Origin of the sequence: Leifsonia shinshuensis (assembly GCF_014217625.1) — a bacterium.
In the GTDB taxonomy this organism is placed as follows: domain Bacteria; phylum Actinomycetota; class Actinomycetes; order Actinomycetales; family Microbacteriaceae; genus Leifsonia; species Leifsonia shinshuensis_A.
The window spans coordinates 2,229,079-2,254,652 of the sequence record NZ_CP043641.1; the positions used below are offsets into that span (position 1 = coordinate 2,229,079).

Genomic DNA, 25,574 nt, shown 5'->3' on the forward strand with positions numbered 1-25,574 from the left:
CTATTGGTCATGTGCCCAATTGGCTATTGGTCAGTCATTCAATAGCATGGGAGACATGGAGTCAAGAGCGACGTCCGAAAGTGTTCGCGAGCAGGACCCGGCCACGAGCCGGCCCCGCTCGCGCAAGCCCGCCGAGGAGCGCCGCGAGGAGATCCTCGCCGCTGCGGCCGAGATCGCGATCGAGGAGGGCCTGGAGCGGATCACGCTCCGCGCCGTCGCCGCCCGCCTCGGAGTGCGGCCCGGCCTGATCTCGCACTACTTCCCCGCCGCCGAGGACCTCGTCGACGAGGCCTTCGCGCGCGCGGCGACCATCGAGCGCGAGCGCTTCTTCCCGACAGAGGGGCCGGCGCTGGAGCGCCTTGCGCACTTCGTGCAGCACATCGACTCCGGGGCCTCGTGGCCGCTGGCCCGCTTGTGGCTGAACGCGCGCCACCTCTCCCGCTTCACACCCTCGCTGGAGGCGACGCTCCAGGAGCAGGACGCCCTCGACCGCTCCCGGCTGCGGGCCATCGTGCAGGAAGGGGTCGACGCCGGCGTGTTCGCCGAGGTCGACCCCGAGTGGGCGAGCATCCGCATCCTGATCGCGGTCGACGGAAGCGGCTCCTACGTCAACAGCGCCGGCGACCTCAGCAACCCGGCGCAGGTGCGCTTCGTCGCGGACGTCGTGGAGTGGACGCTGGGCCTGGAGGCAGGGGCGCTGAGCAGGGGTTAGGCGCGACGGCGCACGCACTCCGCGATCGCCTGCTCCCACTCTCCCAGATACTCCGCGTAGCCCGCGGCGAACTCCGCAAGCCCGGCCTCCGCCTCCGGCACCAGCGCCGTCAGAGCGTACTCGACCTCGACCTCCGCGAACCCGGCGGCCGGCGCCACCCGCACCGTCACCGTGCCCGCCCGGTCGCCGGGCGTGACGCGCGCGTAGGAGATGCTCCTCGGGCGGTCGCGGGAGACGACGACCCAGGTCGTCCGCCGCCCGTGCCCCTCCGTCTCGAACACCGTGCCCGGCTCGGTGTCGTCGTGCATCCCGCGCGGGAATCGCGGCTCCCAACCGTGGACCCACTCGCGTTCTCCGACCGGCGTGAAGAGGTCGAACGCTTCCGGCGGCGCGAGCGGGACGCCGAGCCGGCCGATGAGACGCCGCCCGCCGGTCACGATCCCTCGATGAGCGTGTGCGCGTCCTCCGCGCCGAGGTGGAGGTCGTAGACGGCTTTGAGCTGGCCGATCTTCCCGAGCGTCTCGGCGCCGAAAGCGGTCTTGCCCTCGAACGCGTGCAGCACGATCCCCTCGACCAGCTCACCCAACGGCATGTCCAGATATTCAGCGAGCGCCTTCAGCACCTTGAGGGTGCTGCGCTCGATGCGCATCCCGGTCTGGATTCGTTCGATTGTTACCACGGTAACATGGTAACACGCGGTCGAAAACCGATTTCAAGACTCGGTCCACATGTGCTTGCTGAGTGGCAACTAGTTGTTGCTATCGTGACTCTCGCCGCACTCACACGCTTACCCGAAGGGCGTCTGTAAAAATGAGCACCGTGGTCGACCAGGATCCGGCCAACCCTCTCTCTCAGATGCCGCGCGAGTCCGGCCAGGCGAAGACCGCCGGGCCGACCGTCACCGCGTTCGTGGACGGCGTCTCCGGCCACAACGACCGCGCCCGCCACGCCACCCTCACCCTCGCGAAGACGCTGGGCCGGCGGCTGGAGGCGAAGGTCGGCGTGATCGGCGAAGGCGCGTCGCAGGGGCAGAGCCTCGGCTGGTGGGCCGCGCTCGACCAGGCCCGGCCCGAGCTGGACGCCCTCACCGAGAGGGCGGAGCACTCGCTGCGGACCGCGGCGTTCAGCGCCTTCTGCCTGACCAGGAACGCCGCGGCCCTCGCGACCCTCCCCGCCGTCGCCCGGGCCCACCCGGACGCCGCGATCGTGTGGCTGGGCGCCCACCCGTGCCTGCACACCCCGACGACCACCCGCACCGGCGACCTCAGCGGGATGGCGCTCGGCGGGGCGACCGGGCTGTGGAAGTCCGGCCACGGCGGCGACGTCGCCCTCTCGAATGTGGTGCTGCTCGGCGCCCGCGACCTCGACCAGGCCGAGAAGCACATCATCGCCAACTCCCCCATCCGCAACATCCCGGCCGGACCGAGGATGCAGGAGGAGCTGGCGGCGACGATCGCCGGTCGCGAGGTGTTCGTGCACTTCTCCGCCGACGTCCTGCAGCCGGGCATCGTCCTGACCGACTACCAGATCGCGAACGGCCTGACCATCGACAACGTCGTGGCGACCGCCCGGACGCTCGCCGGCGAACGCGTGATCGGCCTCCAGCTCAGCGAGCTCGAACACGACCCGACCGACCGCTTCAACACGTCCGCCCAGCTCGTGGTGGAGATGCTGGCGCCGCTGCTGCCGCGGGTGTAGCGGAGCAGCGGCGCCGCACCGGCAGCTGAGGTCTGCGGCCCGAGATACGGTTCACGGTATGGACGTAGGGGCAGTACGACTGCATCAACGAGTGGCTGGCGGCACGCGCGGGGGTGCCGTTGATGGGGCTTGATTTCGTGGAGCGCTTTTTCAAGCTGACGCTCGACAACGTGTACCGTTTCGCCTGCAGCGTGTTGTTCATCGTTGCGCTTGCCGCATATGCGGGAAACTCGACTCCGCTCGCGCAGCTCGGTGGCGTCCTGGACTATCTCGCGATCCCGTCCGGTTGGCTCGCTTCAGTCGGGGAGTGGGTGGCTGAGCGGGTGACCGTGGTTGGTGTGGTCGCCACCCTTGTCCTGATGGTCGCCCTCGCCTTCGCAGCGGCCAGTGACTGGCAGAGCCGCTCCGGATCGACCGCGCTCTTGTCCATCGTCATGCTGGCGGAAGTGGGTCAAGGCGCATCGATGTTCAACGCCCTGATCGTGGGTCTTGCGGGCCTCACGCTGGTCACCTGGCTCGCGACGCTCGTCGCACGTCGATCGGGCTGGGACAGACCGGAATGGACGGGCTCCGCGTGGGAGCGGGTCGCGAACATCGCGATGACGTTGATTCTTGCCGCGCTCTACTTCCTCTCTCCTCTCGGATGGCTCATCTCTCAGGAGCCGTACAACTCGCGTGGGAGCCGAGCGAACCCGCTCTATGTCGAGCGGATCGAGAGGACAAGCCCGACCGGAGCGGTACGCCTGCACAACCGAAGCTCTGTCAATTGAGTCGCTCACATCCGATGTCCGGATGATGGGTCGGGCGATGTTCGCCTCCGCGGGTCGCTCACCTCGGCCCTCCTCACGGGCGAAGGCCGCTTCCGCCCGCGGCCGAGGATCGGACCCGGGGCGCTACCCTCGCCCGATGGGGAACGACGCGACGGGTACTATTCTGCTGACTTTGATCGTCGGGCTGCTCGCTCCTGCCGGTCTCATCGCCGCGGTGCTGGGGAGGCTGTGGTGGACCTGGTCTCGATCGCGCCGACGCTCGGGAGCTTCGTAAGCCGAAGAAGCGGGCGTCGCCGCTGCCGCGGACTGAGCCAGGCGGCAGCGGCGACGCCACTCATGCCACAGCCTTCACTCCGCCGCGATCCCCTCTCCGCCGACGGCGCCGGGGACCAGCACCGACCCGACACTGGTCAGGCCGCCGCCGGGGTTGACCCGGAACCCGGAGACCGCTCCTGCCGCACCGGTCTGGACATAGAGATAGCCGCCGTCGCCGGTCACCGTCGCGTCCACCGTTCCCGCGCCGGCCGCGGTCGTCCCGAGCGCCGTCAGGCCGCCCGTTCCCGGGTCGAGGTAGCCGGACAGCGTCCCGCTTCCGGCGTTCGAGGCGTAGAACGCCGAGCCGGCGCGGGCGATCCAGCACGTCGCCGCCTGCCCGGTCGCGGCGTTCGCGATCGGGGTGACGACGCCGTTCGGCGCGATGGCGAAGGTGCCGACCGCGTTCGTGCCCGCCTCGGCGACCACCAGGTGGCCTCCCGCGTCGAACGACACCGCGAACGGCACGGCCCCCGGCTCGACGTTCGTCACCGGGTGCGCGGAGAGACCGCCCAGCCGATCGACCGCGAACACGTCGATGGCGCTGCCGTTGCCCTTGGTGGTGACGACCAGCTTCGATCCGTCCGGGGTGAACGCGACCTGACCCGGCGTGTGCGTGAACTCGGGAGTCGCCGTCGGGTCGAGTCCGAGCGGGCGGTTCCAGACAGGGATGCGGATGAGGAAGTCGGCCACGCGGACGTAGCCCTGCACCGCCCCTCCCGCACGCGCGTTCAGCACATAGACCAGGCCGCCGTGCGCGCTCACACTGACCGGGAAGGTCCCGCCGGAGCCGATCACCTCGCGCCGGACGAGCTGGTCGCCGTGGACGGCGAAGACGGTCACCGTGTTGCTGCCGGCGTTGACCGCGTAGAGGAGGCCGCGGTCGAGCACGAGCGAGCCCTGCGACGCGAGGTGGTCCACCACCGAGCCGTCCAGGGCGCCGCCGAGGCCGCCGGTCGGGTAGGTGCCGGCCTGGTGCAGCGTGCCGTCGGCCGCGCGGTCGTATGCGACGACGGCGTTGCCGGCGAGACCGTCGGTCTGCACGAAGACCGCCGAGCCGGCGTGGGCGGCGCCGTCCGGGGCGCCGCCAGGGGTCGCGGCGAGGGCGGGCCCCGCGAACAGGGCCGTCGCGGCGACGGCGACCGCCGACGCGAGGGCGAGACGAGTTGGTGTTCTCATGATTCTCCTTCGATCATCCGTTCGGCGCGCACGGCGCGCTCGAGAGGTGTGTGTCGGGCCGGCCGGGATGCTTACCTGCTCGCGAGATCTTTCTCGCGCGCCCTACGATCGACGCATGGGTGTCGACGCGGAGGGCGAACGCTGGCGCCCCTCCGGCGACGACAGCGCGGAGACGGACGAGTGGCGGCGGGCCCTCACCGCCGGTGGCGCCGTCCAGCGCGCGGCAGAGGCCCGGCTCTACGAACTGCTCCTGCGCGTGGCGCGCGGGGAGGTCCGCCGGCGGTCGGCGTCGCTGCCCTTCGCCGGTCCCGAGCTGGACGACATCGCGCACCAGGCGGCGGCCGACGCGGTCGTCGGCGTCCTGCGCCGCCTGCACGAGTTCCGCGGCGAGAGCCGCTTCACGACCTGGGTCTACACGTTCGCGATCTTCGAGGTCTCCACCAAGATCGGCCGGCACTACTGGCAGCGCCGGACGCTCTCCCTCGACGCGGCCGGCTGGGACCGCCTCCCTGACCGGCTGGGCATCTCGCCGGAGGAGGCCGGCATGGCGGCCGAGCTGATCGCGGCGCTGCGGCGCGGAATCGACACCGTCCTCACCCGCCGGCAGCGCGAGGTGCTGCTCGCCGTCGTGGTGGAGGGCGTCCCGCTCGAAGCCCTCGCGGTGGCGCGGAAGACCTCCCGCGGGGCGCTCTACAAGGTCCTCTTCGACGCGAGAGGGAAGTTACGGCGCTACCTTGTCACTAATCACTATCTGGACGACGACGGCGAGGAGGTGACATGAGCGCGCGATCCCGGATCGGGGACTTCCTCAGCACCGACCCGCGCGACGCCGGCTGCGCGGAGACGATGTCGCTCCTGCACGTCTACGCCGAGCTCGTGCTGTCCGGCCGGGACGCCGCCGCACGCTACCCCGGCGTCGCCCTCCACCTGTCGCGCTGCGCGGCCTGCGGCGACGACTACGCCGGCCTGCTGGCGGCGCTGGGCGGGTAGCGATCCCGCAATTCGCGCAACAGGTATCCGTTCTGCGCGAACGGGTTCACACTGGGGTCGTGACCGACCCCCTGGCGCAGAAGCCGACGTTCCACCGGATCATCGACGCTGCCGACGTGGGGCAGGCCGAGCACAGCCTGCGGCTCATCTCCCCCAACGTGAAGATCGCCAGTTCGTCCGACCTCCGGCACCGGCTGGAGATCGACGGCGACGACCGGTTCAGCGTGGCCCGGATGCAGTTCTCCGGCCGCCTGTGGGGCACCGAGGACCCGTCCGAGGTCGTCACCGTCGCGGTCGCGGTCGGCGGACGGCTCGACTGGGAGGTCGGCGACGAGACCGGGGTCGGGCCGTCGCCGTGGCTGCAGGCTCCCGGCACCGCGACCTTCGCGCACTTCGGGCCCGTCGACGAGCTCGCGGTGTTCCTTCCGGCACGCACGCTCCGGGACTTCGCCTGCGCGCTGTACGGCGACGAGCGGCTGGAGCTGGTCTTCGACGGCGCCCGGCCGGTCGACAGCGCCCACGCGCGCAGCCTGACCGAAATGGTGAAGCTGGCGCGCGAGTTCGCCGAGGCGGACTCCTTCGAGCAGGACCTCGTTCGCGCCTCCCTCTACCGGCTGCTCGCGGTGAGCGTGCTGGAGGGTTTCCGCCTGAAGGGCGACCGCACCTCCCGCACGCTCGGAGCCGAGGCGCGACTGCGCCGCTACCGCACCGCGGCGCAGTTCATCGACGACTACGCGTCGCTCCCGATCACTGACGTGGACATCGCCCACGCCGCCGACGTGGGCCTGGCCGAACTGGACGCGATCTTCTCCGCCCACTCGCCCGACGGCCGCCTCGTCGGGGAGCACCTCCGCCGCACGAGGCTGGCCGCCGCCCACCAGGACCTCCTCGACGGCGACCCGGGACGCGGGGACACCGTCACCGCCATCGCACACCGCTGGGGGTTCCCGGGTGCCTCGGCATTCGCCAAGCTCTACAGCACCGTCTACGGCGTCAGCCCGAGACGCGTCCTGGAACGGTGACCAGCACAAGGGGGATCGCATGAAAGTCGCCTACGCCGCAGCGGAGACCACCGACGCCACGATCGAAGCGCTCGCGCCGTTCTTCCCGGACGTGCGGTTCGGGGCGGTCGGCAGCGACGAGCTGCGCTTCGAGCTGGAGGCGCACACGGCGAGCGGCGTCGTCCTCACGGACTACACCATCGAGGGACTCGAGCTCCAGATGACCACGGAGATGCCCGGGTTCATGGTCGGCGAGAGCCCGATGGACGGCCGGATGACGATCGGGCGGGAGCCCATCGACACCACCCAGCCGGTCGCGATCCCGCACCACGGACTCGACGCCGTGCTGACCAGCGTCGACGCCCGCGCCATCCAGCTCGACACGGAGGCCGTCCTCCGGTTCGTCCGCGTCGACCTCGGCGCCGACCGGATCGACCTGCACAACATCGGCACCGCCCCGCTCACCGTGGAGGCCGGGGAGCGCTGGCACACGGTGGCCGACTTCGTCCACCACAGCATGCTCGACGGCACCGCGGACGAGCCGCTGATCGGCGCCGCCCTGTCGGAGCTGCTGGTCGGCGCCTACCTCACGACGTTCCCGACCACGTGGCTCGACGACCGCAAGCCGACCAACTCGTCCAACCACTCCGTGGCGGCCGTGCGGCGCGCGAAGGAGTTCGTCGACGACAACCGGCACCTCCCCATCCAGGTCTCGGACATCGCGGCGGCGGCCAGGATGTCGGTGCGCGGGCTGCAGGACCTGTTCCGCCGCGAGACCGGCAAGACCCCGATGGAGTACCTGCGGCTGGCGCGGCTGGAGGCCGCCCACCGCGAACTCGTCGACGGGGACCCGACCCTCGGCCACACCGTCGGGGACATCGCCCACCGCTGGGGCTTCGGCCACATCCCGCGGTTCTCGGCGTACTACCGGGACCAGTACGGGCAGAACCCGGGCGACACGCTGCGGGGGTAGGGACGGCTCAGCGGGCGGCGCGGCCCGCCAGGGCGTCCGCCGCGCGGCGCACCTGCTCGCGGAGCGCGTCCGCGACGGCCGCGACGGCGGGGTGCCGCAGCGAGTCGGGGTGGATGACCATCCAGTACGGCAGGCTCGCGCTGAACTCCGCGGGCAGCAGCCGGACGAGGTCGTCGTGGCGGTCGGCCATGAAGCACGGCAGGAGGCCGATGCCGGCGCCCACCCGGGTGGCCTCCACGTGTACGAAGACGTTGGTCGAGGTGAGGGCGTCGCGCATCTGCGGGGCGAGGCGGCGCGGGAGGTCGAGGTCGTCCACCTGCAGGATCGATTCGACGAAGTAGACGAGCGGGTGCGCGAACACATCCTCCCGGGTCTGCGGCACGCCCGTCCGCTCCAGGTAGGCGCGGGACGCGTACATCCCGAGCGTGTAGGAGCCCAGCTCGACGGTGTGCGCCCGCCTGGTCTGAGGCGGTCCCACGACGATCTCGAGGTCCAGGCCGGAGCGGTGCTGCAGGGCCTGACGGGTCACGGTGAGGATCTCGACCGAGAGCCGCGGGTGCTCCCGTCGTAGTGCGGCGATCGCCGGCGCGGCGATGTACGCGCTGAACCCGTCGGTCGCCGACATCCGCACGACGCCCTCGATCGGATCGGCCTCCTCCTCCGGGCGGGTGAGCGCCGACACGGCCGCCTCGATCCGACCCGCCGCGTCGACGGCGCGGCTCCCGAGCGCGGTGAGCTCCCAGCCGCCGGACGCCTGCGTGAGCAGGCGCCCGCCGAGCGCCTCCTCCAGGGCGTCGATGCGGCGGGACACCGTGGTGTGATCGACGCCGAGCTGCTCGGCCGCGCGGGCGTAGCGGCCGGCGCGTGCCACAGCGAGCAGCATCAGCAGGTCATCGGATCTCGGCTTCCTCGACGATTCCATGTGTGCAATTCTGCACTGCGCCGTCGCGACCTTGGGCATTGATTCGCACTCGGGCTCCCGGGAGACTGGCCCGCGGATGTCACCGTCGACATCGAAGGAGAGAGTATGGAAACCACCGCGAGTCCCCGCACCCTCAAGACGATCGTCGCCGCGTCCATGGCCGGCACCGTCGTCGAATGGTACGAGTTCTTCCTCTACGCCACCGCCGCGAGCCTCGTCTTCGGCGCGTTCTTCTTCCCGGCCACCGGGAGCCCGCTGGACGGCGTGATCGCCGCCTTCGTCACCTACGCGGTCGGGTTCATCGCCCGCCCGCTCGGCGGCATCGTCTTCGGCCAGATCGGCGACCGGCTCGGCCGCAAGCCCACCCTGCAGGCGACGATCATCATCGTCGGAGCGGCGACCTTCCTGATGGGCTGCCTGCCCGGTTTCGCCAGCGTCGGCTACTGGGCGCCCGCCCTCCTCGTCGCGCTGCGCTTCATCCAGGGCTTCGCGCTCGGCGGCGAGTGGGGCGGCGCCGTGCTGCTCGTGGCCGAGCAGAGCCCCGACCGCAGCCGCGGGTTCTGGGCGAGCTGGCCGCAGGCGGCCGTGCCCGTCGGCAACCTCCTGGCGACGCTCGTGCTGCTGGTGTCCTCCTGGGTGATGGCGCCGGAGGCGTTCCTCAGCTGGGGCTGGCGCATCGCGTTCTGGCTCTCCGCCGTGATCGTGCTCGTGGGCTTCTACATCCGCACCCGGGTCAGCGAGGCGCCGATCTTCATCGAGGCCAAGGCGCAGGCGGAGGGCGAGCAGCGCGCCGACTACGGCGTCGGACAAGTGCTCAAGCGCTACCCGGGCGGCGTGCTGAAGGCGATGGGCCTGCGCTTCGCGGAGAACATCTTCTACTACATCGTGGTGAGCTTCACGATCGTCTACCTGAAGGAAGTGCACAACTACGACACCGCCCAGCTGCTGCTGGCCCTGCTGGTCGCGCACGTCGTCCACTTCCTCGTCATCCCGCAGATCGGACGGCTCAGCGACCGGGTGGGACGCAAGCCGGTCTACCTGATCGGCGCGGTGCTCGCCGCCACCTGGGCGTTCTTCGCCTTCCCGCTGTTCGACACCCTCAACCCGCCGCTCATCGTGCTGGCGGTGACCATCGGACTCGTCTTCCACGCGTTCATGTACGCTCCGCAGCCCGCCATCATGGCCGAGCTGTTCCCGACCCGGATGCGCTACTCGGGCGTCTCCCTCGGCTCGCAGGTGGTCTCCATCGTCGCCGGCTCGCTCGCGCCGATCCTGGCGACCGCCTGGCTGAAGGACTACCACAGCTGGCTGCCGGTGGCCGTCTACATCGTGATCGCCTGCGTCGTGACCCTGGTCGCCGTGGTCTCGCTGCGCGAGACGAAGGGCATCTCGCTGGAGGCCGTCGACCAGGCCGACGCTCTCCGCGACGCCCGGAGCGCCACGCCGTCCGTCGCGCGCTGAACACGATCCACCACCGCACCGAAAGGCACCACATGACCTCGTTCCAGGGACGCCGCGCTCTCATCACCGGCGGCGCGAGCGGGATCGGCGCCGCATGCGCCCGCGCGTTCGCCGCAGGCGGCGCGCACGTGACCGTGGCCGACATCGACGGCGACGCGGCTGCCCGCGTCGCCGCCGAGATCGGCGGCGAGAGCTGGCGGGTAGACCTCGCCGACACGGGCGCCCTCGCCGAGCGTCGGCTGGACACCGACATCCTCGTCAACAACGCGGGCATCCAGCACGTGAGCCCGATCGAGGAGTTCGATCCGGCGCGGTTCTCCCTGATCCTCCGGCTGATGCTGGAGGCGCCGTTCCTGCTCATCCGCGCCGCGCTGCCCGGCATGTACGAGCGCGGCTTCGGGCGCGTGATCAACCTCTCCAGCGTCCACGGGCTGCGCGCCTCGAAGTACAAGGCGGCGTACGTCTCCGCCAAGCACGGCCTGGAGGGCCTGTCGAAGGTGACGGCGCTGGAGGGCGGCGAGCACGGCGTGACGAGCAACTGCATCGACCCGGGCTACGTGCGCTCGCCGCTGGTGGAGAAGCAGATCGCCGACCAGGCCCGGCTGAACGGGATCGGCGAGGACGAGGTCCTGGCGCGCGTGCTGCTCGCCGAATCAGCCGTCAAGCGGCTGGTCGAGCCCGAGGAGGTCGCCAGCCTCGCGCTGTGGCTGGCGGGGCCGGACGCCGGGATGGTCACGGGTGCGAGTTACACCATGGACGGCGGGTGGAGCGCGCGATGACCGGTCTCGACAAGACGGTCGGCTCGGCCGCAGAAGCCGTCGCCGACATCCCGGACGGCGCGTCCATCGCGGTCGGCGGCTTCGGGCTGTGCGGCATCCCGATGGTGCTCATCGACGCGCTGCTGGAGAGCGGGGTCCGCGACCTCGCGGTGGTCAGCAACAACTGCGGTGTCGACGACTGGGGGCTGGGCGTCCTGCTCGCGGCGCGCCGGATCCGCAAGATGACGTCGTCCTACGTGGGCGAGAACCGCGAGTTCGAGCGCCAGTACCTCAGCGGCGAGCTCGAACTGGAGCTGACCCCGCAGGGCACGCTCGGCGAGAAGCTGCGGGCGGGCGGCTCCGGGATCGCCGCGTTCTTCACGCGCACCGGCGTCGGCACGATGGTGGCCGAGGGCGGCCTCCCGCGACGCTACGCCGCGGACGGCTCGGTCGCGCTGGCGTCGCCGCCCAAGCAGCTGCAGACGTTCGAGGTCGGCGGCGTGCGCCAGGAGTTCGTGCTGGAGGAGGCGATCAGCACCGACTTCGCGCTCGTGCACGCCGAGGTCGGCGACCGAGCGGGGAACCTGCGCTTCCACGCCTCTGCGCGCAACTTCTCCCCCGTCGCGGCGATGGCCGGCCGGGTCTGCGTCGCCCAGGTGGAACGGCTGGTCGAGCCGGGCGAGCTGGCTCCCGACGACATCCACCTGCCCGGCGTCTACGTCCACCGCCTGCTGGAGGTCGGGGACGTCGAGAAGCGCGTCGAGCGGTTCACCGTCGCACGGACGGAGGGCTGAGATGGCGCTCACCCGCGAGCAGCTGGCCGCGCGCGCCGCCTGGGAGCTGCCGGACGGCGCCTACGTCAACCTGGGCATCGGGCTGCCGACGCTCATCCCGAACCACCTCCCGGACGGCCGGTCGGTCGTGCTCCAGTCGGAGAACGGCATCCTCGGCACGGGACCCTATCCCGACGCGGACGCGGTCGACCCCGACCTCATCAACGCCGGCAAGGAGACGGTCACCACACTCCCCGGAGCGGCGTTCTTCGACTCTGCGCTCAGCTTCGGCATGATCCGCGGCGGCAAGATCGACGTCGCTGTGCTCGGCGGGATGCAGGTCTCGCAGCGCGGCGACCTCGCCAACTGGATGATCCCGGGCCGGATGGTCAAGGGACCGGGCGGCGCGATGGACCTCGTCCACGGCGCCGGCCGCGTCATCGTGCTGATGGAGCACGTCGCGAAGGACGGCACCCCCAAGATCGTCCCCGAGTGCACGCTGCCGCTGACCGGACGCGGCGTCGTCGACCGGATCATCACGGACCTCGCGGTGATCGACGTGACCCCGGACGGCCTGCTGCTGGTGGAGGTCGCACCGGGCGTCGACGTTGCCGACGTCGTGGCCGCGACCGCGGCTCCCCTGCTGGCGGGGAGCCGCTAGGGCGGACCTACGGAACCAGGTACCCAGCCGCCCGGTACAGCTCGTACCACTCCGGCCGCGTCAACGGCAGCTCGGAGCCGAGCGCGGCGGCGGCCACGCGCGACGGCGTCGTCGTGCCCAGCACGACCTGCATCCGGGCCGGGTGCCGGGTGATCCACGCCACGGCGATGGCCTCGGCGGGGACGCCGTACTTCGCGGCCAGCCGGTCCACGACCGCGTTGAGCTCGGGATAGCGGTCCGAGCCCAGGAACGGCCCGTCGAAGAAGCCCGCCTGGAAGGGCGACCAGGCCTGCACGGTGATGTCGTTCAGGCGGCAGTAGTCGAGGATGCCGGAGTCGCGGCTGACCGACTGGTCGAGGGCCTGCATGTTGGAGGCCACGCCCTGGGCGATGATCGGCGCGTGCGTGATCGACAGCTGCAGCTGGTTGGCGACGAGCGGCTGGGTCACGGAGCGGCGCAGCAGGTCGATCTGGCCCGGGGTGTGGTTCGAGACGCCGAACGCCCGCACCTTGCCCGAAGACGCGAGCTCGTCGAAGGCGCGCGCGACCTCCTCCGGCTCGACCAGGGCGTCCGGACGGTGCAGCAGCAGGATGTCGAGGTAGTCCGTGCCCAGCGCCTCCAGGCTGCCGTTCACCGACTCCAGGATGTGCTCGGCCGAGAAGTCGAAGTACGGCCCGTCGGGCACGATGCCCGCCTTGGACTGGATGACGAACTCCTCGCGCTCGGAGGAGGTGAGCTTCATGGCCTCGGCGAACCGGCGCTCGCAGCCGTGCAGCGGGGTGCCGTACACGTCGGCGTGGTCGAGGAAGTTGATCCCGGCGTCCCGGGCGGTTCGCACCAGCGTGCGCACCTCCTCGTCGGACTTGTCCTGGATGCGCATAAGGCCGAGCACCACGTTGGGCGCGGTGATCTCGGTGCCGGGCAGCGTGAACGTTCTCACGGGTGATCCCTTCTGGAGAGCGGAGGAGGCACGCCCGGAAGGGACGCGCCTCCCACGCTACGAAGACCGCATTCGGAAGTCCAACAACTGTTTTCTCTGCCAGTCATGAGCCGGGTCGATGAAACAGCCCTCAGACGTCCCGGCCGAACAGGTCCTCCCACGTCTCCCGCCGGATGACGGCCCTGGCCTGGCCGTCACGCGCGAAGACCACGGGCGGGCGGCGGTAGCCGTTGTAGTTGTTCGCCATCGTGTGCGTGTAGGCGCCGGTGGCCGGCACGGCGAGCAGGTCGCCGACCCGGGCGGCGGGCAGCCGCAGCGGGTCGATCAGCACGTCACCCGACTCGCAGTGCCGGCCGACGACGACGACCTCCTCCGTGTCCTCGTCGTTCAGGCGGCCGGCGAGGACGGCCTCGTAGCGCTGCTGGAACAGCGCGGCCTCCAGGTTGTCGCCCATGCCGCCGTCCACGGCGACGAAGTTGCGTGCGTCGCGTTTGACGGTGGTGACCGTGTAGAGCGTGAGGGCCGACCCGTTCACCATGCTGCGGCCCGGCTCGATGATCAGCTCGGCGTCGGCGGGCAGGTGCTCATCGGCGGCCGCGAGCAGCGCTTCGACGTACTCGTCGACGGAGGCCGGCCGGTCGGTCGTCGTGTAGCGGGCGCCGAGGCCGCCGCCGAGGTCGTAGACCGGGAAGGTGCCGAGGGCCGCGAGCGGCGCGACCGCCGCGGCGAGCTCAGCCGGGTCCATGATCTGCGAGCCGACGTGGGCGTGCAGTCCGCGCATGTCCAGCAGCGGGCTCGCCTCGATCCGGGCGATGAGGGGGCGCGCGGCAGCCGCCGTCAGCCCGAACTTGGAGCCCACCTGCCCGGTCTGCACGGCGGGGTGCGTGGACGAGACGACGTCGGGGACGATCCGGACGAGGACGGCCTGGACGCTCCCGGGCGCGACCAGCTGCTCCAGCCGGTCCACGTCGTCCGCGTTGTCCACGACGACGAGCCCGATGCCGGCCTCCACGGCGATCCGCAGCTCCTCCGTCGTCTTGGCGTTGCCGTGCATGACGACGAGCGCCGGGTCCACCCCCGCGCGCAGGGCGCTCAGGATCTCGCCGCCGCCCGCCACATCCAGGCCGAGCCCCTCCTCCACCATGACCCGTTGCACGGCGGTCGCCGGGAACGCCTTCGACGCGAAGACGACGCGCGCGTTCGTCCGGCGCGAGGTGAGCGCGGTGCGGTACTCCCGCGCCCGTGCGCGCAGGGCGGCCTCATCCACGACGATCGCGGGCGTGCCGAACTCGCGCGCCAGGTCGTCCACCCGGCAGCCGGCGATCACCAGGGTGCCGTCGGGGTCGACGGCCGCCCCGTGCGGGAAGAGGTCGAGGAGGGGGTGGGCCATATCGTTTCTTTCAGTCGGTTCGGATCGGGCAGCGGGACATCAGTCCCGCTCGCGGCCGCCGACGCCGTGCGGGACGACGACGACCGGGACGGGCGAGTGGCGGACGATCTTGGCGGCGTGCGAGCCGAGGAACACGCGGGCGATCGGGCCGAGCGTGCTCGAGCCGACGACCAGCACCTCGTCCGGTTCCCAGCCGACGTCCGCCATGGCCGACTCCCATGTCTCGCCCAGGCCCACGGCGACGCCGGAGACCTCCGGAGCGTCCGGCAGCTCCGACACCTGGCGGACCAGCGAGGCCGCGTGCTTCTCGACGTCCGCCGCCCAGGCGTCCGCGATCGGCAGCTCGGCGTCGAGCCCGGCGCCCGACGTGCCGGAGTCGGGGGGAACGACGGCGAAGGAGGCCACCCGCAGCTCGGCGCCGACCGCTGTTGCAACTCCCGCGGCGCCGAAGACGAGACCGGTCGACGCCCCGGTGCCCCGGTAGGCGGCGGTGACCCGGCTGACGCGGGCATCCTCCGCCGTGCGGTAGCCGCGTGGTGCGATGGCGACCGGGACGGGGGACGCGTGCAGCAGGGTGTCGCTCGCGGAGCCGAGCGCGATCCGCCCCGGCTGCCCGTCCGTCGCCGAGCCGACGACGATGAGCGATGCCTCGCGCTGCTCCGCGAGCCCCACGAGGCCGCGGCGGGCCGACGGAGCCTCGTGCAGCAGGTACTCCGCGGCGACCGAGCCGCCGAGGACGGCGGCGGCGTGGTCGAGGGCGCCGTCCGCGTTCTCCCGGGTGTAGCCGCGCCACTCCGCGTCCGCGCCTCCCGCCGTCGTCGGCCACGCCGGCGGGACCACGGCGGCGACGATGAGGTCGGCGCCGGAGGAGCGGGCCAGCATCGCGGCCAGGTGCAGCGCGGAGGCGGAGCGGTGCGCGGGGTCCACCCCGACGACGATGCTCACTTCCGGCCCGCCTTCCTGCGCTCGGCCGCCTCGCGGATCTCGCTCTTGCTCGGCTGCGCGAAGTTGCTCGTGTACGGGGCGTCCGCGCCGGCGACCGGCGAGCCGGTCTGCAGCGTCGAGTGCTTCCGGCCGTAGAACCAGTAGAAGACGAGGAACGCGGCCGTCCAGATCAGGAACACGATGATCGTGATCAGGCGCAGCTGGGTGATGATCGCGATACAGCCGGCGATCGACAGGATGGGGATCGTCCAGCCGAGCGGCAGGCGGAAGCCGCGCTCCAGCTCCGGCTCCCGCACGCGCAGGATGATGACGCCGAGCGACACCACGATGAAGGCCACCAGGGTGCCGATGCTCGTCATCTCCGCGAGGAAGTCGATCGGGACGACGGCAGCGAGCACGCTTGTGGCGATCATGACGATGACGGTGTTGCGCACCGGCGTCATCGAGCGCGGGTTGACCTTCGCGAAAACCTTCGGGATCATCCCGTCCCGCGACATGGCGAACAGGATGCGGGTCTGCCCGTAGAGGACCACGAGCGTCACCGAGAAGATCGAGATGATCGCGCCGATCGCCACGATGGTGCCGGGCCAGCTGGAGCCGATGATGTTCTGCAGGATCGCGGCGAGCCCGGCGTCCTGGTTCGCGAACTTCCCCGGGGCCTGGGCGCCGAGCGCGGCGACGCTGGTGGCCACGTACAGCAGGATGATGATGATCAGCGCGAAGATGATCGCGAGCGGCAGGTTCCGCTTCGGGTTCTTCGCCTCCTCGCCCGCAGTCGAGACGGCGTCCAAACCGACGAACGAGAAGAAGATGATCCCCGCGCCGCCGACGATGCCGGCGAATCCGGCCGGGGCGAAGTTGTGGAAGTGGTCGGCGTTCCACCCGGTGAAGGCGACGGCGCAGAAGAACACCACGACGGCGATCTTGACGACCACCATGATGCTGTTGACCGTCGTGGACTCGCGGGCGCCGCGCAGCAGCAGCAGCGAGCACAGCACGATGACGATCACCGCGGGGATGTTGACGATGCCGCCCTGCTCCGGCGCCTGCGAGAGCTGCACAGGGAGCTGCCAGCCGAACAGGTTCTGCAGCAGCTGGTTGACGTACTGGGACCAGCCGACCGCGACGGCCGCGGTCGAGACGCCGTACTCCAGCAGCAGACAGGCGCCGACCGCCATGGCCGTTCCCTCGCCGAGCGTCGCGTACGCGTACGAGTAGGTCGAGCCGGAGGCGGGGACTGCGCCCGCCATCTCGGCGTAGCAGAGGGCGGTGAGCCCGGCGACCACGCCGCCGATGACGAACGACCAGATCACGGCGGGGCCGGCGACGGGGACGGCCTGGGACAGGATGAAGAAGATCCCCGTCCCGAGCGTGCCGCCGACGCCGATCATGGTCAGGGAGAAGAGGCCGATGCTGCGTTTCAGATGCGCCTCACCGGCTCCGGGAGGCGTCGTGGGCTTTCTGCGCAGCAGCTGCTGAGCGATTGTGGGCATATCTACCAGTCTCCTTTGATTGGCGTGGGGTTGCGAATCGGGGCGGGCGGCTCAGCCGGTGACGGTCACCCGGAACCGGTCGACCCGCGGGTCGACGGCTCCGCGCACGTAGCCGGACGGGGAGGCGGCGACCGCCCGCAGGAAGGCCACGGTCTGCTCCGTGATCTCCTCGCCGGGGATGAGGTTCGGGATCCCGGGCGGGTAGGCGGCGAGGGTGTCGGCCGAGATGCGCCCGACCGCGTCGGCCGCGGCCACGAGCTCGGTGGCGGCGAAGAACGCGTCCCGCGGCAGCATGCGCAGCGGGCCGGAGGCGGGCAGGGCCGGGAACTCGTCGGCCCCGCCGGTGGAGCGCTCGGCGCGGGCCTCCGCGGAGTCCGCCGCCGCGACGAGCGCCCGGTGCGCCCGCACGAGGTCCGGCGTCTTGCCGGCGCCGATCAGCGCGACGAGCGTGGTCGCGGTGGACATCTCGAAGAAGATCCCCTCGGTGTCGATGAGCCGCTGGCGCAGCCAGTGCCCGCTGACCCCGGTGTGCGAGACGTCGATCGCGACGCGCAGCGGGTCCACGGCGACGATGTCGTCGAACGCGCCGAAACCGTCGCTCAGCACGCCGAATCGCGGGTCGTCGCGCAGCGCGTCCCGGAACGCGTCGGCGACCGCGATCGAGCGGCCGATCAGCTCGGCCCCGGTGACGAGCGAGTGCCGCGCGATATCGAGCGAGGCCTGCAGCAGCGCCGAGGTGGAGGTGGAGGCGGTGATCGATACCGCGCGCTCGATCAGCGGTTCGAGCGTGTCGGCGAACGGGCCGTGGCCGAGGTGGAGCATGGCGGACTGGGTGAGCGAGCCGCCCAGCTTGTGGGTGCTGGAGACGACCAGGTCCGCGCCGAGCCGGGCGGGCGACTCCGGGAGGTCCGGGTGGAAGCCGAAGTGCGGCCCCCAGGCGCCGTCGACGATGAGCGGAGCGCCGTGCGCGTGCGCGACCCGCGCCAGCCCGGCGACATCGGCGACGGAGCCGAAGTAGCTGGGCGAGACGATGTAGACCGCGTCCGCCGGCCGCCCGGCCTCCGCCGCCGCGGTCAGCGCCGCGTCGAGGGAGTCGGGCGAGACGCCGTGCGCGACGCCGTGGCCGGCGTCGATGGAGGGCAGCACGAACGACGGCGCCAGCCCTGCGGAGAGCACGCCGTCGCTGAAGCTCGAGTGCGCGCTGCGCTGCGACAGGATGTTCGGGCCGAGCCCGCGTACGGCCAGCGCCGCGATCCGGTTGGCCTGCGAGGCGCCTCCGGTCAGGAACCAGGTGCGGCGCGCGCCCCAGGCGTCCGCCGCGAGTTCGAGCGAGCGGCTGAGCGGCGAGTCCTCGCCCAGGTCGATGTCGTCCACCAGCATCGGGACGTCGAGCTGCAGCGCCCGCGGACCGAGGAAGTCGGCCAGCCGCGCGCTGAGGCCGAGCTCGTCGCCGCCGTGGCCCGGGACCATCAGCGGGAGGGGCGCGCGTGCCGCGTGGCGTTCCAGCGCGTCCGCGTACGGCGTCTCCCAGTGCCGGAGGTCGGCGGAGGTCGGCAGCAAGCGGTCGGTCGCGGAGCGGGTGGGGGCCATTCCTCCATCGTGCGGGCGGCGTCCCTCGGCCAGAATCCCCCGAACGTCGCGCTGCCCACATAGACTGTATGTGACTCACCCACCTCCAGACAGGGCATCCGATGGCGGATCTGCGACAGTTCGAGGCGCTCCGCGCGGTCCACGCCGAGGGCTCGGTCACCGCCGCCGCGCGCCGCCTGGGCTGGGGCCAGCCGACCGTCGACTACCACCTGAAGAACCTCGAACGCCTGGTCGGGGCGCCCGTGCTCGTGCGCTCGCCACGCGGCAGCAGGCTGACGCCGGTCGGCATGCTGCTCCTCGAACGCGCGCAGGAGATCCTGACGCTCAGCGAGCGGGCGATCGGGGACGCGCGCGAATTCAGCGCGCTCGGCCGGGTGCGGCTGCGGTTCGGGACCTTCGCGACGGCGGCGGCGAGCATCCTGCCGTTCGTCGCCGGCAGTGTCGGCGACCTCGGCATCGAGATCGACGCCATGTTCGACGAGGTCCCCGCGCTCGTCGACCGGATCAACCGCGGTGCGCTCGACGCCGCCCTCGTCTACACCGTGCCCGGCTACGACCTGCCGTTCCGGCCGAACGTGGTGACGATGGAGGTGTTCCGCGATCCCCTGCTGCTGGCGGTGCCCGTCGGCCACCCGCTCGCGTCGCGCACGTCGGTCGACCTCGCGGCAGTGCTCTCGCTCTCCGACGAGCGCTGGGTCTTCGCCACGTCCGCGGAGGACGCGATGGACCGCGTCGTCGCCGACGCGTTCGCGGCGGAGGGGCACGTCCTGGACGTCGCGATCCGCACCGACGATTTCCAGGTCCTCCTGGGCATGACCGCGGCGCGGATGGTGGTCGGGATCATCCCGGGCCTCGCGACGGCCGCCGCGCACCCCGGCATCGTCCTGCTCCCGGTCGACGACCCCTCGTTCGTGCGCTCGATCCTCGTCGCGACGCCGGCGGAGGACGCGCGCCGCCGGCCCTCCCCCGCCGTGCGCCACCTCGTCGCCGCGGTCCGCGACGGCTTCGCCGCCGTGCAAGCCGGAAGCACGCAGCAGTGACGCCGTCGCCCGAACCCTCGAAGGAGACCGCCATGAGCTACCGCACCCTCGAACCCGGCCAGACCGCGCGGATCCACATCCACGACGCCCGCACCGGGGAGGACGTCGTCATCCACGAGAGCGACGACGTGCTCTTCGAGGCGCCCAACTGGTCGCTCGACGGAAGCCGGCTGCTGCTGAACGGCACGGGAGTGCTCTGGTCGCTCGCCCCGGAGGCCGGCGCACAGCCCGCGGAGATCGTCCACGACGGTCTCCCCGCCCTCAACAACGACCACGTCCTCGACCCCGGCGGCGAGGCGATCTACGTCTCCGCGATGGACCGGCACATCTACCGGGCGCCGCTCGCCGGCGGCGCGGTCGAGAGGGTGACCTCCGACGACGACGTCTGGCACTTCCTGCACGGGGTCTCGCCGGACGGCCGGCGCCTCGCCTACGTGCGGATCACGAGCTTCGACCAGCCGGGGACGCTCGCCGTGCTGCCCGCGACCGGCGGAGCGTCCACCATCGTGGACACCGGCGCCGGCCACATCGACGGACCGGAGTGGTCGCCGGACGGCGACTGGATCTACTTCAACAGCGAGCACTGGGCCTCCCGCCCCGGCCACGCGCAGCTCGCGCGCATCCGCGAGGCCGGCGGCGAGCCGGAGCGGCTGGTCGTCAGCGACACCGTCGACTGGTTCCCGCACCTGTCGCCCGACGGGCGCCGGGCCGTCTACATCGAGTTCCCTCCCGGCACGGAAGGCCACCCGGCAGACCTCGATGTCGCCCTCGTCGTGGTCGACACCGCGGACTGGACTGCACCGCTGGAGCGCCTCCCGCTCCCCGGCGGGCAGGGCACGATCAACGTCAACAGCTGGTCGCCCGACTCCACCCGGTTCGCGTACGTGTCGTACCCGTACGGCGGCTGATCACCCTGCCGGCGTGAATGTCGCGACCCCCACGGTCGTGTCGCTCTGCCCGTAGTAGGCGAACCAGGTCCCGCGGAACCACACCAGGCCCTCCACGAAGGTCACGTTCTCGGACATCCCGTGCTTGTCCTCGTCGGTGGTCGGCCGCAGCCACGGCTCCAGCAGCGCGGCGACCGGCACCGTCGGGCGGGACGGCTCGAACAGCACCTGGCCGCTGGAGTAGTAGAAGCCGCCCTCCGGCGGGTGGACCGCGCTGTTGTGCATCAGCAGGATGTGGCCGGTGCGGGTCAGCAGCGGCTGCGGCCCCGTCTCCACCAGGCCGCTCATGAAGGTGCCGGGCCGCGGGGTCAGCACCGGCTCCGGGTCGGCCAGCCGCCAGTGCAGGAGGTCCGCCGACTCCGCGAGGTACACGTTGCCCTCGCCGACGTACATCAGGTAGCGGCCGTCGACCGGGGTCTCCAGGATGACGCCGCCCTTGCTCCACTCCTCCACCGGCGGCTGCCGCGTGCCGCGGAAGGTGTCGACGCCCGGGAGCATCGGGCCGTGCTTGGTCCACGTCCGCAGGTCGGTGGAGGTCGCCAGGCAGAGCCGTGCGGTGGTGCGGTCCCAGCCCGTGTAGGTCAGGTAGAAGGTGTCGCCGATCTTCACGACGCGCGGGTCCTCGCAGCCGTAGCGCTCGTAGTCGTGCTCGGGGAACAGCACAGGCTCGGCGTCGCGCTCGAAGCGGAGGCCGTCGTCGCTCACGGCGTACCCGACCGACGACACGATGTCGGCGGCGTGCGCGCGGTACAGCATGACCACGCGGCCGTCGTGGACGATCGCAGCGGGGTTGTAGACATTGGTGGACTCCCAGGCCCCGGGGCCGGGGCGGAGCACCGGGTTCGCCGGCGACGGCGTGAAGGGGCCGAAGGGGTAGTCGATGGGCGGGTGGGCGTTCATGTGTCCTTCCGGAAGGTCGAGAAGTCGAGGGCGCGCAGCCAGTCCTCCGGTGTGAGGTCGTGGCCGCCGTCGCGCACGTGGTGGGCGAGCCCGCCCGCGGGGAACGCCGGGGCCGCGGCGAGCGCCGCCGCCGCCTCCCCGACCGGGTCGGCCCAGTGGTCGTCGCGCGCGCTGAGGACGAGCACGCGACGCGGGGCGATGGCCGCCAGGAGCTGGTGCTGGTCGAGCGGGAGGTCGCCCTCGCGGTGCGCGTACGCGGCGAAGGAGGGCACGAACCAGTGCGGGAACGCCGTCGTGATCGCGGCGATGTCCTCCCCGCCGGGATGCCGGAACAGCGAGGCCCCGGCACAGCCGGAGTCGTTGGAGACCGCGACGGCGAATCGGTGGTCCTGGGCGGCGGCCCACAGTGCGGCTTTGCCGAGTCGCGAGTGGCCCAGCGCGATCGCGCGGGAGGAGTCGACGCCGCCGACCCATCCGGCCAGGTCGAGGAGGCGGGACAGGCCCCACGCCCAGGCGCCGACCGCGCCCCAGGCCGGCGCGTCGCCTGTGGGGAAAAGGGCGCGGACTCCCGGGGTCGCCGGCGCGGGCTCGTCCGGCTCGATCTGCCGGTAATCGGCGGTCAGCACCGCAAAGCCGGCTGCCACGATCCGGGCGTAGGGCCAGCGGTCGGACTGGTCGCCGTCGATGCTGTCCTGGTTGCCCGTGAAGTTGAGCGCGACGACGACGGGCGCCCGGCCCGGGGAGCCCGTCGGGACGTGCACGAGCACGTCGAGCGCGAGCACCCCCTCCGGGCACGCGATCGACGCCACCAGACGCCGGCGCACCGCGGCGCCGTCGAGCACGGTCTCGGGAGGCTGCGGCTCGGTGACCCCGGTCAGCCGCGCGCCCGCCGGGGTGCGACCGTAGAGCAACCGCGCGAACGTCCCCACGATGTCCTCGGACCGGCCCGGCAGCGGCGGCAGCGCGGGCGCCGAGCCCAGCCAGGCGCGGGCCGCTTCGGTGAGATCGCCGGTCACGGAGCGTGGAGCCCGCCATCCAGCCCGCGCACCCCCGCTGCCCACTCGTCGTGCCCCGACAGCCCCGCCGGGAAGCGCGCGGCCGCCCGCTCGTCCACCTCGATCCCCCAGCCCGGCGCCTCGTTCGGCGTCAGCCAGCCGTCGACGATCTCCAGCGTCCCGGGGAACACTTCCCGCGCCGCCTCCGAGTACACGTGCCCTTCCTGGATGCCGAACGCGCTCGTGGTCACGTCGACCGCGACGTTCGCCGCCGCGCCGATCGGGGAGGTGTCGCCCGGCGCGTGCCAAGCGGTGCGCACACCGGAGAACTCCGCCAGCGTCGCCAGCTTCTTCGCCGGGGTCAGGCCGCCGATGGCCGAGATGTGGGCGCGGATGAAGTCGACGCCTCCCCCGGTGATCAGCCGTGCGGCGTCGGTCAGCGAGGTCGCCAGCTCCCCCACCGCGATCGGCACCGGGGACTGCGAGCGCACCTCCGGGAGGCGGTCCCAGTGCTCCGGCGCGATCACGTCCTCCAGGAAGAACAGCCGGTACGGCTCCAGCGCCCGTGCCAGCACGACGGCCTCCTTCGGCGTCAGCCGGGAGTGGACGTCGTGCAGCAGCTCCAGCCGGTCGCCGAAGCGCACCCGGGCCTCCTCGAACAGCGCGGGCGTCGTCGCCAGGTAGGCGCGCGGGTCCCAGCCGCGCGGGTAGGGCGCCCCCACCCGCGCCGGCCCGTCGACGGGCGCCGCACCGTAGGTGCCGATGCCCGGCTGCCCCACCTGCAGCCGGACGTGCCGCCAGCCCCGCTCGGCGAACTCCTCGGCCTGGTCGAGCGTCTCCCGGATGTCCCGGCCGCCCGCGTGGATGTAGGTGTCCGCCGCCGCGCGCACCTTGCCGCCGAGCAGCTCGTGCACCGGCAGGCCCGCGCGCTTGCCCGCGATGTCCCACAGCGCCATGTCGAGCCCGGACAGCGCGTTGTTGCCGACCGGCCCCTCCCGCCAGTAGCCCGAGTAGCGCACGAGCCGCAGGAGGTCGCCGATGTCGCCTGGGTAGCGCCCGACGACCAGCGGCGCCAGGTGCTCCTCCACGAACGCGACGACAGCGTGCCAGCGCTGCGTGTAGGTCGCGCAGCCGTAGCCGTGCAGGCCGTCCTCGTCGGTGTCGACGCGGACCACGACGAGCGGGATGCCCTCCGGCGCCGTGACGATGGCGCGCACGCCGGTGATGCGCACGTCCTGCGGCGCGGGCCAGGGCTGGTCGAAGGTGCGGAACGGGACGGTGTCAAGCACTGAGGGCTCCCAACTCGAGCGGGTCGGCGGCCGGGTCCGGCCGGTGGATGGAGTACTGCGGTTCGAACCCGAGCAGCTCGCGCGCCCGGGCGGTGTCGACCAGCGGGCCGCGGGCGCCGATGGGAGTCCGCAGCGGCACGGCCGGCGCGTAGGCGCGCAGCAGTTCGTCCGCCGGCCGGTCGAGCAGGAGGTCGTCCGCGCTCAGGCTGACGACGTGCGCGCCGGCGAGCGGAGCGGTCAGCCCGAGCTCGATCGCCCGCACCCCGTCCCGGAGGTCGAGGTAGGCCCAGCCCTCCCGCGCCATCGACGCGGGGTCCTGCCCGACCGACTCGGCCGTCTCGCGCAGCGTCTCGGCGTCCTTCACGAGCGGGAAGCGCAGCGCGACCACGTCGATCCCCCAGCGCCGCCACATCATCCGGGCGGTGGCCTCGTCGTACTGCTTCGACAGCGAGTAGGCGTCGTCGATGTCGGCCGGTGTCTGCTCGTCCAGCGGGTAGTACGCGGGCGCGACCTCGTGGCTGTTCATCGGGACGCCGAACGCGTTGATGCTGCTCGCGATCACCGCGCGGCGCACGCCGGCCTGACCGGCGAGCGACAGCACCGTGAAGGTGGCCACCACGTTCGTCCCGAACACCGTCGGCGGCGTCCCGAGCGAGGGATGCGGGATGGCGGCGAGGTGCACGACGGCGTCCACGCCCTCCAGGGCCCGGGCCACGACGGACTCGTCCCGCGCATCGCCCGCGATCACCCGGTCGGCCGGGGTCTCGCCGTCGAACGCCAGGGACAGGGCTGTGACCTCCACCCCGAGCCCCGCCAGGCGCTCAGTGGTCGCGCGGCCGATCGCGCCGTCCGCTCCCGTCACCAGCACACGCCGCGGGAGCGGCCTCTGCATGTCGCTCATCGCCATGTCGCTCATCCCTTCACTCCTCCCGACATTCCGACCCCGCGCAGGAACGAGCGCTGGAAGACGACGAACAGCACGACCGGGATCAGCAGGGCGAGGAACAGCCCGGCGAGCTGGATGTTCAGCTCGCTGTGCTGCGCGAGCTTGGGCAGCGCGACCGAGACCGGCTGCAGGTCCGGGTTCGGCAGCACGAGCAGCGGCCACAGGTAGTCCTTCCACGACGCGATGACCGCCAGGAGCGCGACCACGCCGAGGATCGGCCGGGACAGCGGCAGCACCACCGTCGTGAAGACGCGGAGGTGCCCCGCGCCGTCGATCCGCGCCGCCTCGAAGTACTCGCGCGGGATCGCGTCGAAGAACCGCTTGATCACGATCACGTTGAACGCGCTGGCCGCGGCCGGCAGCCAGACCGCCCAGTAAGTGTTGGACAGGTTGGCCCCGATCACCGGCATCTTCAGGATGGTCAAGTACAGCGGCACCAGCGAGACGATCCCCGGGATGAACAGCGTCGCCAGGATCGCGCCCGACAGAATCGGCCCCCACTTCGGCCGCAGCACGCTCAGCACGTAAGCGCCGGTGGTGCAGACGAACAGGTTCGCGATCATCGCGCCGAGAGCCAGGATCGCGGTGTTGCCGAGGTAGTAGCCGATGTGGCCCTGGTTCCACGCCGTGGCCAGGTTCTGCCACTGCACGACCCCGGAGGGGAAGAACGCCAGCGGCTCGCGCAGGGTGTCCTGCGTCGGCGAGATGGCGGCCTTCAGCAGCCACAGCAGCGGACCGAGACCGGCGACGAGGAGGCCGACCAGGATCAGGACCTGCACGACCGTCAGCGGGACGCGCACCCGGCGCCGTTTGCGGTCGCTGTCGGAGATCACGCTGCGCTCGGCCGCTTCCACCCGTCTCCGGGGCTCCACTCGTCTCCGGGGCTCCA

The 25,574-nt window shown here is 71.9% G+C and carries 27 protein-coding genes; 13 read left to right on the plus strand and 14 right to left on the minus strand.

Going from position 1 to position 25,574, the window contains the following annotated elements; all coding sequences use genetic code 11:
• The first annotated feature begins 55 nt into the window (after nt 1–55).
• Nucleotides 56–712, plus strand: coding sequence for a TetR/AcrR family transcriptional regulator (locus F1C12_RS10650; protein ID WP_258045838.1), 657 nt, complete (start codon nt 56–58; stop codon nt 710–712).
• Here the strand turns inward: F1C12_RS10650 and F1C12_RS10655 are convergent.
• Nucleotides 709–1,149 carry an SRPBCC family protein gene (locus F1C12_RS10655; RefSeq protein ID WP_185275006.1) on the minus strand — a complete coding sequence of 147 codons (441 nt, stop codon included), beginning with the start codon at nt 1,147–1,149 and terminating at the stop codon, nt 709–711. The two genes, F1C12_RS10650 and F1C12_RS10655, sit on opposite strands and share 4 nt — an antisense overlap.
• Nucleotides 1,146–1,391 carry a hypothetical protein gene (locus tag F1C12_RS10660; RefSeq protein WP_219732601.1) on the minus strand — a complete coding sequence of 82 codons (246 nt, stop codon included), beginning with the start codon at nt 1,389–1,391 and terminating at the stop codon, nt 1,146–1,148. Before F1C12_RS10660 ends, F1C12_RS10655 begins: the two co-directional genes overlap by 4 nt.
• Nucleotides 1,392–1,522: 131 nt before the next feature.
• On the opposite strand from F1C12_RS10660, the gene F1C12_RS10665 reads away from it, so the two are divergent.
• Both F1C12_RS10665 and F1C12_RS10670 read left to right on the plus strand, forming a co-directional pair.
• Nucleotides 1,523–2,410: an arginase family protein gene (locus F1C12_RS10665; protein WP_185275007.1), complete on the plus strand. Its 888-nt coding sequence runs from the start codon at nt 1,523–1,525 to the stop codon at nt 2,408–2,410.
• 122 nt (nt 2,411–2,532) lie between these two features.
• Nucleotides 2,533–3,180: a hypothetical protein gene (locus F1C12_RS10670; RefSeq protein ID WP_185275008.1), complete on the plus strand. Its 648-nt coding sequence runs from the start codon at nt 2,533–2,535 to the stop codon at nt 3,178–3,180.
• Between the two features lie 348 nt (nt 3,181–3,528).
• On the opposite strand, the gene F1C12_RS10675 is transcribed toward F1C12_RS10670, so the two are convergent.
• Entirely contained in the window at nt 3,529–4,671 is a 1,143-nt protein-coding gene (locus F1C12_RS10675) for a lactonase family protein (protein WP_185275009.1), read from the minus strand.
• A 115-nt stretch (nt 4,672–4,786) separates the two neighbouring features.
• Here F1C12_RS10675 and F1C12_RS10680 point away from each other — a divergent pair, with 115 nt between their 5' ends.
• Genes F1C12_RS10680 through F1C12_RS10695 form a run of 4 tightly spaced genes read left to right on the plus strand, consistent with a single transcriptional unit; the run spans nt 4,787 to nt 7,635 of the window.
• The gene (locus F1C12_RS10680; RefSeq protein ID WP_185275010.1) at nt 4,787–5,452 is read left to right on the plus strand and encodes a sigma-70 family RNA polymerase sigma factor; all 666 of its coding nucleotides are present in this window, start codon (nt 4,787–4,789) and stop codon (nt 5,450–5,452) included.
• Nucleotides 5,449–5,661 (plus strand): hypothetical protein, encoded by a 213-nt coding sequence (locus F1C12_RS10685; RefSeq protein ID WP_185275011.1) that lies wholly within the window; start codon nt 5,449–5,451, stop codon nt 5,659–5,661. Before F1C12_RS10680 ends, F1C12_RS10685 begins: the two co-directional genes overlap by 4 nt.
• Before the next feature lie 59 nt (nt 5,662–5,720).
• The gene (locus F1C12_RS10690) at nt 5,721–6,683 is read left to right on the plus strand and encodes a helix-turn-helix domain-containing protein (RefSeq protein ID WP_185275012.1); all 963 of its coding nucleotides are present in this window, start codon (nt 5,721–5,723) and stop codon (nt 6,681–6,683) included.
• Nucleotides 6,684–6,702: 19 nt separating this feature from the next.
• Nucleotides 6,703–7,635 (plus strand): helix-turn-helix transcriptional regulator, encoded by a 933-nt coding sequence (locus F1C12_RS10695; RefSeq protein WP_185275013.1) that lies wholly within the window; start codon nt 6,703–6,705, stop codon nt 7,633–7,635.
• Nucleotides 7,636–7,642: 7 nt separating this feature from the next.
• Here the strand turns inward: F1C12_RS10695 and F1C12_RS10700 are convergent, their stop codons facing one another.
• Nucleotides 7,643–8,557: a LysR family transcriptional regulator gene (locus tag F1C12_RS10700; protein ID WP_258045839.1), complete on the minus strand. Its 915-nt coding sequence runs from the start codon at nt 8,555–8,557 to the stop codon at nt 7,643–7,645.
• A 105-nt stretch (nt 8,558–8,662) separates the two neighbouring features.
• On the opposite strand from F1C12_RS10700, the gene F1C12_RS10705 reads away from it, so the two are divergent.
• Genes F1C12_RS10705 through F1C12_RS10720 form a run of 4 tightly spaced genes read left to right on the plus strand, consistent with a single transcriptional unit; the run spans nt 8,663 to nt 12,210 of the window.
• The gene (locus F1C12_RS10705) at nt 8,663–10,018 is read left to right on the plus strand and encodes an MFS transporter (RefSeq protein ID WP_185275015.1); all 1,356 of its coding nucleotides are present in this window, start codon (nt 8,663–8,665) and stop codon (nt 10,016–10,018) included.
• Between the two features lie 32 nt (nt 10,019–10,050).
• A complete protein-coding gene (locus F1C12_RS10710) occupies nt 10,051–10,797 on the plus strand; it encodes a 3-hydroxybutyrate dehydrogenase (RefSeq protein ID WP_185275016.1) in 747 nt (248 codons plus the stop codon).
• A complete protein-coding gene (locus F1C12_RS10715; protein WP_185275017.1) occupies nt 10,794–11,570 on the plus strand; it encodes a CoA transferase subunit A in 777 nt (258 codons plus the stop codon). Before F1C12_RS10710 ends, F1C12_RS10715 begins: the two co-directional genes overlap by 4 nt.
• A gap of 1 nt (nt 11,571) precedes the next feature.
• Entirely contained in the window at nt 11,572–12,210 is a 639-nt protein-coding gene (locus F1C12_RS10720) for a 3-oxoacid CoA-transferase subunit B (protein WP_185275018.1), read from the plus strand.
• A gap of 7 nt (nt 12,211–12,217) precedes the next feature.
• Here F1C12_RS10720 and F1C12_RS10725 read toward each other — a convergent pair whose 3' ends face one another.
• From F1C12_RS10725 to F1C12_RS10745, 5 genes are all read right to left on the minus strand, one after another.
• Nucleotides 12,218–13,150 (minus strand): aldo/keto reductase, encoded by a 933-nt coding sequence (locus tag F1C12_RS10725; RefSeq protein WP_185275019.1) that lies wholly within the window; start codon nt 13,148–13,150, stop codon nt 12,218–12,220.
• Nucleotides 13,151–13,280: 130 nt separating this feature from the next.
• A complete protein-coding gene (gene lysA, locus F1C12_RS10730) occupies nt 13,281–14,540 on the minus strand; it encodes a diaminopimelate decarboxylase (RefSeq protein ID WP_185275020.1) in 1,260 nt (419 codons plus the stop codon).
• 39 nt (nt 14,541–14,579) lie between these two features.
• Entirely contained in the window at nt 14,580–15,485 is a 906-nt protein-coding gene (locus F1C12_RS10735; protein ID WP_258045840.1) for a universal stress protein, read from the minus strand.
• Nucleotides 15,482–16,978, minus strand: a complete 1,497-nt coding sequence (locus tag F1C12_RS10740; protein ID WP_185275021.1) for an amino acid permease — start codon at nt 16,976–16,978, stop codon at nt 15,482–15,484. Before F1C12_RS10740 ends, F1C12_RS10735 begins: the two co-directional genes overlap by 4 nt.
• A 51-nt stretch (nt 16,979–17,029) precedes the next feature.
• On the minus strand, nt 17,030–18,568 hold the full coding sequence (locus tag F1C12_RS10745; RefSeq protein WP_185275022.1) for an aminotransferase class I/II-fold pyridoxal phosphate-dependent enzyme: 1,539 nt from the start codon (nt 18,566–18,568) through the stop codon (nt 17,030–17,032).
• Nucleotides 18,569–18,669: 101 nt separating this feature from the next.
• Here F1C12_RS10745 and F1C12_RS10750 point away from each other — a divergent pair, with 101 nt between their 5' ends.
• Nucleotides 18,670–19,608, plus strand: a complete 939-nt coding sequence (locus tag F1C12_RS10750; RefSeq protein ID WP_185275023.1) for a LysR family transcriptional regulator — start codon at nt 18,670–18,672, stop codon at nt 19,606–19,608.
• A 32-nt stretch (nt 19,609–19,640) separates the two neighbouring features.
• On the plus strand, nt 19,641–20,516 hold the full coding sequence (locus F1C12_RS10755; protein ID WP_185275024.1) for a TolB family protein: 876 nt from the start codon (nt 19,641–19,643) through the stop codon (nt 20,514–20,516).
• On the opposite strand, the gene F1C12_RS10760 is transcribed toward F1C12_RS10755, so the two are convergent.
• Genes F1C12_RS10760 through F1C12_RS10780 form a run of 5 tightly spaced genes read right to left on the minus strand, consistent with a single transcriptional unit; the run spans nt 20,517 to nt 25,518 of the window.
• Nucleotides 20,517–21,455 (minus strand): glycoside hydrolase family 130 protein, encoded by a 939-nt coding sequence (locus F1C12_RS10760; RefSeq protein ID WP_185275025.1) that lies wholly within the window; start codon nt 21,453–21,455, stop codon nt 20,517–20,519. It abuts the gene before it with no gap.
• On the minus strand, nt 21,452–22,471 hold the full coding sequence (locus F1C12_RS10765; protein WP_185275026.1) for an alpha/beta hydrolase family protein: 1,020 nt from the start codon (nt 22,469–22,471) through the stop codon (nt 21,452–21,454). The genes F1C12_RS10760 and F1C12_RS10765 overlap by 4 nt, the downstream gene beginning before the upstream one ends.
• Entirely contained in the window at nt 22,468–23,739 is a 1,272-nt protein-coding gene (locus F1C12_RS10770) for an enolase C-terminal domain-like protein (RefSeq protein ID WP_185275027.1), read from the minus strand. Before F1C12_RS10770 ends, F1C12_RS10765 begins: the two co-directional genes overlap by 4 nt.
• Complete coding sequence (locus F1C12_RS10775) at nt 23,732–24,655, minus strand: NAD-dependent epimerase/dehydratase family protein (RefSeq protein ID WP_185275028.1); 924 nt, start codon at nt 24,653–24,655, stop codon at nt 23,732–23,734. The genes F1C12_RS10770 and F1C12_RS10775 overlap by 8 nt, the downstream gene beginning before the upstream one ends.
• Nucleotides 24,652–25,518 carry a carbohydrate ABC transporter permease gene (locus F1C12_RS10780; RefSeq protein ID WP_258045841.1) on the minus strand — a complete coding sequence of 289 codons (867 nt, stop codon included), beginning with the start codon at nt 25,516–25,518 and terminating at the stop codon, nt 24,652–24,654. The genes F1C12_RS10775 and F1C12_RS10780 overlap by 4 nt, the downstream gene beginning before the upstream one ends.
• Between the last annotated feature and the right edge of the window lie 56 nt (nt 25,519–25,574).

Bases quoted from the DNA above. Each gene is read 5' to 3' on its own strand.
- F1C12_RS10650 (WP_258045838.1), top strand. From the start codon at position 56: ATGGAGTCAAGAGCGACGTCCGAAAGTGTTCGCGAGCAGGACCCGGCC.
- F1C12_RS10665 (WP_185275007.1), top strand. From the start codon at position 1,523: ATGAGCACCGTGGTCGACCAGGATCCGGCCAACCCTCTCTCTCAGATG.
- F1C12_RS10670 (WP_185275008.1), top strand. From the start codon at position 2,533: ATGGGGCTTGATTTCGTGGAGCGCTTTTTCAAGCTGACGCTCGACAAC.
- F1C12_RS10675 (WP_185275009.1), bottom strand. From the start codon at position 4,671: ATGAGAACACCAACTCGTCTCGCCCTCGCGTCGGCGGTCGCCGTCGCC.
- F1C12_RS10680 (WP_185275010.1), top strand. From the start codon at position 4,787: ATGGGTGTCGACGCGGAGGGCGAACGCTGGCGCCCCTCCGGCGACGAC.
- F1C12_RS10685 (WP_185275011.1), top strand. From the start codon at position 5,449: ATGAGCGCGCGATCCCGGATCGGGGACTTCCTCAGCACCGACCCGCGC.
- F1C12_RS10695 (WP_185275013.1), top strand. From the start codon at position 6,703: ATGAAAGTCGCCTACGCCGCAGCGGAGACCACCGACGCCACGATCGAA.
- F1C12_RS10700 (WP_258045839.1), bottom strand. From the start codon at position 8,557: ATGGAATCGTCGAGGAAGCCGAGATCCGATGACCTGCTGATGCTGCTC.
- F1C12_RS10705 (WP_185275015.1), top strand. From the start codon at position 8,663: ATGGAAACCACCGCGAGTCCCCGCACCCTCAAGACGATCGTCGCCGCG.
- F1C12_RS10710 (WP_185275016.1), top strand. From the start codon at position 10,051: ATGACCTCGTTCCAGGGACGCCGCGCTCTCATCACCGGCGGCGCGAGC.
- F1C12_RS10715 (WP_185275017.1), top strand. From the start codon at position 10,794: ATGACCGGTCTCGACAAGACGGTCGGCTCGGCCGCAGAAGCCGTCGCC.
- F1C12_RS10720 (WP_185275018.1), top strand. From the start codon at position 11,572: ATGGCGCTCACCCGCGAGCAGCTGGCCGCGCGCGCCGCCTGGGAGCTG.
- lysA (WP_185275020.1), bottom strand. From the start codon at position 14,540: ATGGCCCACCCCCTCCTCGACCTCTTCCCGCACGGGGCGGCCGTCGAC.
- F1C12_RS10740 (WP_185275021.1), bottom strand. From the start codon at position 16,978: ATGCCCACAATCGCTCAGCAGCTGCTGCGCAGAAAGCCCACGACGCCT.
- F1C12_RS10745 (WP_185275022.1), bottom strand. From the start codon at position 18,568: ATGGCCCCCACCCGCTCCGCGACCGACCGCTTGCTGCCGACCTCCGCC.
- F1C12_RS10750 (WP_185275023.1), top strand. From the start codon at position 18,670: ATGGCGGATCTGCGACAGTTCGAGGCGCTCCGCGCGGTCCACGCCGAG.
- F1C12_RS10755 (WP_185275024.1), top strand. From the start codon at position 19,641: ATGAGCTACCGCACCCTCGAACCCGGCCAGACCGCGCGGATCCACATC.
- F1C12_RS10760 (WP_185275025.1), bottom strand. From the start codon at position 21,455: ATGAACGCCCACCCGCCCATCGACTACCCCTTCGGCCCCTTCACGCCG.
- F1C12_RS10775 (WP_185275028.1), bottom strand. From the start codon at position 24,655: ATGAGCGACATGGCGATGAGCGACATGCAGAGGCCGCTCCCGCGGCGT.